Genomic DNA, 5,376 nt, shown 5'->3' with positions numbered 1-5,376 from the left:
TATCCTCCTCCCCGTCTTCGACATTACCGCCTCAGCCATCTCGTTTCCCTTCCGGTACTCTGACGACGAGTGGACGGACCTCGGAGCACTCACCGTACGGCAGTACCCTGATGGTGGGCGCCTGCAGAACTGGGCCCAGGGCTTCGTGGCTGGCTACCCGACCGACACCCTCTCGCTCCTCAAGGATATCAATGCCGGTGTGGGCGGCGGCATCACCTACCAAGCCCGGGAAGACGAGGGCACACAGTCGCCGGACCAAACCTTATCGTCGGGTCTGGGCTCCTGCCGGGATCTCGCTACGCTCCTCGTTGAGGCGGTCCGTAGTCTCGGCTTTGGTGCACGGGTCGTCTCGGGCTATCTCCATGACCCCACGCGCGCCCTGCTCGGCTCGGCCGATGCCGGGTCTACGCATGCCTGGTGCGAGGTCTACCTGCCCGGCGCAGGCTGGATCACCTTCGATCCGACCAACGGCAGCGTGGGCGGTGCGAACCTGATCCCCGTCGCAGTGGCACGCGACATCCGCCAAGCCATGCCGGTGGTAGGCAGCTTCATCGGGGCCGCCGATGCCTTCCTGGGCATGGCCGTCGCTGTCCAGGTTTCCGGCTGACGTACCGCTACAGCCACTCCAGGCGGTTAGGAACTTCAAACTTCGGCTGCGACTATTCGAAAACGCTGGGATTGCTGGCGCCGGTAGATGAATTTTTCATTTAGCGATATGCGATGCAGAGACGGGAGATAAAATATTTAGACTAATGTCTGCAGCGTTAATATGTGAGCGGAGCAGTAGATTATTCTGCAGCCTCGCCCAGGATAGCACTTTAACGCAGCCTCAGTCGATCGAGGTAGTCATTTCTTTGAGAATCTCGCGACTCTGCTGGTCCTATAGTCACAGGCGCGAGGTCACCAGCAACGAGGCGGGTCCTGGAACGGTTCTTCTCTCGATAGAAACCTATGGCCTTGCTGTCGCTGGCCCGCCCGGTAGATCCCGTTCGCTGCGTCAAGCTTTTTCATGGGCGCTAGGAGCCGGGGGAGCTTCAAACCATAGGCAGTGCCGTCCGGGAGAACGCGGTGTGTGAAGTTTTCGACCTACTGGACGCTGACCAGCGCGATTAGACCGCGCGGGCTGGGCTCGCCGGTCTCCAAGCTGCCCTAGCCTCCCGAATGCCGGAAGACCGTGCTGCCTTTCGAAAGGCGATCTATATCCACTACGTTCGATCATCCGAAAATGAGAACGATTGATCGGCGCGGAATCACGTCACAGCCTTCACGCGCGTCTGAGTTGCCGAGGTCGAGAATGCCGCAGGCTTGCTCCAGCAACGATGCCTCCTAGACGCTGTTAGCTCTCTATGGTCACAATTTCTGTCATGATCGCCACTCCAGGTGGGCCACGCGTCTTGGCCCACTCGCAGGAGAGGGAAGCTGCGCTCTCCGGGGAATCCATTTTGCGCAACCTCGAACGCGTCGCTCTGCCGACCGCAATCTGGATTCAATGCGCGGACCTCGCGATAGCCCTCCGGCTCACCGGCTATCTCAATGGGGTGCAGGAGGAGATGATCGGCGCGTAAGCGGTTGTGAGAAGATTGTGTTGAAAAACACCGTTTGAACCCTCTCTTGAGGGCATCGACATACAACAACTGGGGCGGCGGCGGACGGCAAACACTAGCTATAGAGGTCTTAGACTGCGCCTCGGAGTTTTTCAACACGATCAGCACGTTGCGGTCGCAGCACAAGGCCCGGAGGCCTTACCCAAGGAAGCTTTGGCTCGACAAACGATGTCTCGATCGCGCTGGCGTCCTCGAGCCTCACCAACGTCCGAGCCAGCACCTCAGCCCGTCCACAACCGGCCAAGCGCAGCATCAATCCGTGAGCCTCAAGGAGCCGCGAGGCAAGCTGCCAGCGATCTCCGCGCCCAAAGTTTTGAAAGGGCCTCGCTCTCGGCTCGCAAAGTACCTCAATGGAGAATGGCATGGCCGATCCCGTCACGATCAAGCCCTACAACGGCCCCTCTGGTGGTTGGGGGTCGGCCAAGTCGCTGACCGAGATCCTGCTGCGTGAGCAGGTTCCCCTCAGCGGCGGAACACTGCTGATGCACCAGAACAAACCGGATGGATTCATGTGCGTGAGCTGTGCTTGGGCCAAGCCCGGCAAGCCCTCGGTGTTCGAGTACTGCGAGAATGGTGCTAAGGCCACAGCCTGGGAGGTAACCCGCCGGCACATTACGGCCGATTTCTTTGCCAAACACACCGTCACTGAACTGGAGACCTGGCGTGACTACGACCTGGAAGAACTCGGCCGTTTGACCGAGCCGATGCGCTGGGACGCCGCAACTGACAAGTACCAACCCGTTTCCTGGCCAGAGGCCTTCCGTGAGATCGGCGCTGAGTTGAAGGCGCTCGAACCGAATTCCGCGGTGTTCTACGCCTCAGGACGCGCTTCGCTCGAAGCCTCCTACATGTACGGGCTACTGGCGCGGCTCTATGGCAACAACAACCTGCCCGACAGTTCCAACATGTGCCATGAATCGACCTCGGTGGCGCTGCCCGAGAGCATTGGCTCGCCAGTGGGCACTGTTCTCCTTGAGGATTTCGAGCACACCGACTGCATCTTCTTCTTCGGTCAAAACCCAGGCTCGAATGCGCCTCGGATGCTGCACCCGCTTCAGGATGCTAGTAAGCGAGGCGTGCCGATCATTACCTTTAATCCGTTGAGGGAACGCGGCCTCGAACGCTTCACGAACCCTCAGTCACCTATCGAGATGCTGACGCGCTCCGAGACGCGGATTTCGTCGCAGTATCTTCAGGTCAAGGCAGGTGGTGACCTCGCAGCGATCTACGGGCTCTGCAAGGCCTTGATCGAGGCCGACGATGCGGCGCAGGTGCATGGCATCCCACGCTTGATAGACACCGCCTTCATCGCCGAGCACACACATGGCTTCGAGGCCTTTGTGGCCTCAGTCCGCAACAAGACCTGGGAGGAAATCGAGCAGCATTCCGGCCTCTTTCGCGCAGACTTGGAGCAGGCCGCCCGTACCTACGCTCACGCCAAGGCGGCAATGGGCATCTATGGCATGGGCCTGACTCAACATCGCAAGGGTGTTGAGACTGTGCAGATGCTCGTCAACCTGCTGCTCCTGCGCGGCAACATCGGACGTCCTGGCGCCGGCATCTGCCCCGTACGGGGCCATTCCAACGTACAAGGCCAGCGTACCGTCGGCATCACCGAGAAACCCGAGTTAGTGCCGAGTGACAAACTCAATGCTCTCTATGGGTTTAAGCCGCCGCAGGAGAAGGGTCTGAACACGGTCGAGACCTGTGAAGGTATCCTGGATGGTTCGGTCCGTGCCTTCGTGGCCCTCGGCGGCAACTTCATCCGTGCTGTGCCTGAGACTAGGCTGATGGAGATGGCGTGGCGCAAGCTGCGCCTGACGGTGCAGATTTCAACGAAGCTCAACCGCAACCACCTCATCCACGGCGAGATCGCCTACATCTTGCCCTGTCTCGGCCGGATTGAGATCGACGCGCAACCGGGTGGGCGGCAAGCGGTGGCGATGGAGGACTCGACCGCCTGCATCCATGGCTCCAAAGGCTACGCTGAGCCTGCGAGCCCGCACCTTCTCTCCGAGCCCAGGATCGTGGCCGGCATCGCCCAGGCGACTCTCGCACCCAACCTGCACATCGACTGGGATCGCTGGAGCCGCGACTATGCGAGCATTCGTGACGCCATCGAGGCGACCTACCCAAGTGAGTTCAAGGATTTCAACGCCCGGCTTTGGAAGCCGGGCGGCTTTCGGCGCCCGATCCCAGCTGCTCAGCGGGTTTGGAAGACCGAGACTGGCAAGGCGAACTTCATAACACCGGGTGGCATGTCGGCTGATCCTGATACGGAGCAGGTTGATCCCGACGTGCTACGCCTGATCACCATGCGTTCGAACGATCAGTTCAACACCACGATTTACGGCTATGATGATCGCTTTCGGGGTGTAAAGGGCACCCGCATGGTGCTCTTCATGAACAAAGCCGACATTGCTCGCCTCGGCTTCCGTGATGGGCAGACCGTCAACTTAGTTGGTGCTGCAAGCGACGGTGTGAAACGCCGCGTCGATGGCTTCCGGGTACTCGCCTACAACATCCCTGCCGGTTGTGTCGGCGGCTACTATCCGGAATGCAACCCGCTGATCCCGCTCTGGCATCATGCTGAGCGCAGCAAGGTACCGGCAGCGAAGTCAGTTCCGGTTCGCATTCAGAAGCCATGACGTGATCGGCTTGATCGCAGCGGGGCGAGGCGCCACATCGAGCAGGTAACCAAGGTCCTCAGCTTCCGGCCCCTGCAACCGGGCGAGGCGACAGAGGCCCTTCGGGACTGGCGAGAGTGGGTCGCGGACGGCCGCGCGAAGCTACAATGGGGCGCGCTGGTCATCCCGGTTCGGGAACTGACGGTTGAGCAGTGGGAAGCGGAGGCAGCCAAGTATCGCGGGGAGCCGGGCCACTGAGCCAGGATCGATGAGCCTTTCAAGGGTTCGGCTGTCGGGCTTCGGGCTGCTTGCGCTGATGCTCGGCCACGAGCCATGTCAAGTATGCAAGCTGCGCCCTAGTTGAAGGCTTTCCGATCGTGAGCCCGACCAACGATGGCGCTGCCTGCCTCTCACCCGACCCTGGCGAAGGGCATCCGGAACCATCTGGGGCAGGCGCTTGCTCAGGCATACGCTGCGCTGCCAAACATTGAGCAATCAGACCGCTTCAAGGAACTGCTGGCCAAGCTTGAGAATGTCCTCGTCGCTCAGGCTGGTCGCGATGAGCAGTTGTTCCGCGACACCCTCCTAAAGATGACGGCGAGCCTGCTCAACTTCGCGCTGTCACTCACGCGCAACGCAACCCAGGCAGAAGATCTCGTACAGGAGACTTTGCTGAAAGCTTGGCGAGCACGCGACCGGTTTCAGGCTGGCACCAATCAGGAAGCGTGGCTTTTCACGATCATGCGCAACACCTTCTACACTGATCGGCGCAGGAGCGTTCGAGAGGTAGAAGACGACGATGGAGGCTATGCAGAGAGCCTTGCCTGCATTCCTGGCCAGGAAGCGCACCTCGATGTTCAGGACGTGCAAGTCGCACTTGCCAAGCTGCCAAGTGCAATGCGTGAAACCCTAATCCTCGTGGCGATCAACGAACTGAGCTATGAGGAAGCGGCGCAGATCATGGACTGTGCGGTTGGCACCGTGAAGAGCCGCGTGTTTCGGGGCCGCGAGCAACTCGCCGCGCATCTGGGGTATGATCTGCACGAGGCTGGCGTCGATCGCATCACGCTTGCTGCCTTGGAGGCTGGCAGGCGGCCCGAGTGGACCTGAATGCGCTGGGCTCAATCGTGAGGGCCCATTGCCGG

General features: G+C 60.5%; 3 protein-coding genes. All 3 read left to right on the top strand.

The annotated features are described in order from the left end of the window. Positions 1-607 (top strand): transglutaminase-like domain-containing protein (locus MOX02_RS29250; protein ID WP_147029292.1); only part of this gene is annotated, 607 nt, incomplete at its 5' end. Positions 608-1,966: 1,359 nt separating this feature from the next. Continuing rightward, positions 1,967-4,252 (top strand): FdhF/YdeP family oxidoreductase, encoded by a 2,286-nt coding sequence (locus MOX02_RS29240; protein WP_238179849.1) that lies wholly within the window; start codon positions 1,967-1,969, stop codon positions 4,250-4,252. A 372-nt stretch (positions 4,253-4,624) separates the two neighbouring features. Continuing rightward, positions 4,625-5,341, top strand: a complete 717-nt coding sequence (locus MOX02_RS29235) for a sigma-70 family RNA polymerase sigma factor (RefSeq protein WP_147029289.1) — start codon at positions 4,625-4,627, stop codon at positions 5,339-5,341. The last annotated feature ends 35 nt before the right edge of the window (positions 5,342-5,376 follow it).

It is taken from the genome of Methylobacterium oxalidis (assembly GCF_007992195.1).
Classification (GTDB): domain Bacteria; phylum Pseudomonadota; class Alphaproteobacteria; order Rhizobiales; family Beijerinckiaceae; genus Methylobacterium; species Methylobacterium oxalidis.
This window is presented reverse-complemented; position numbering and strand designations above follow the sequence as displayed.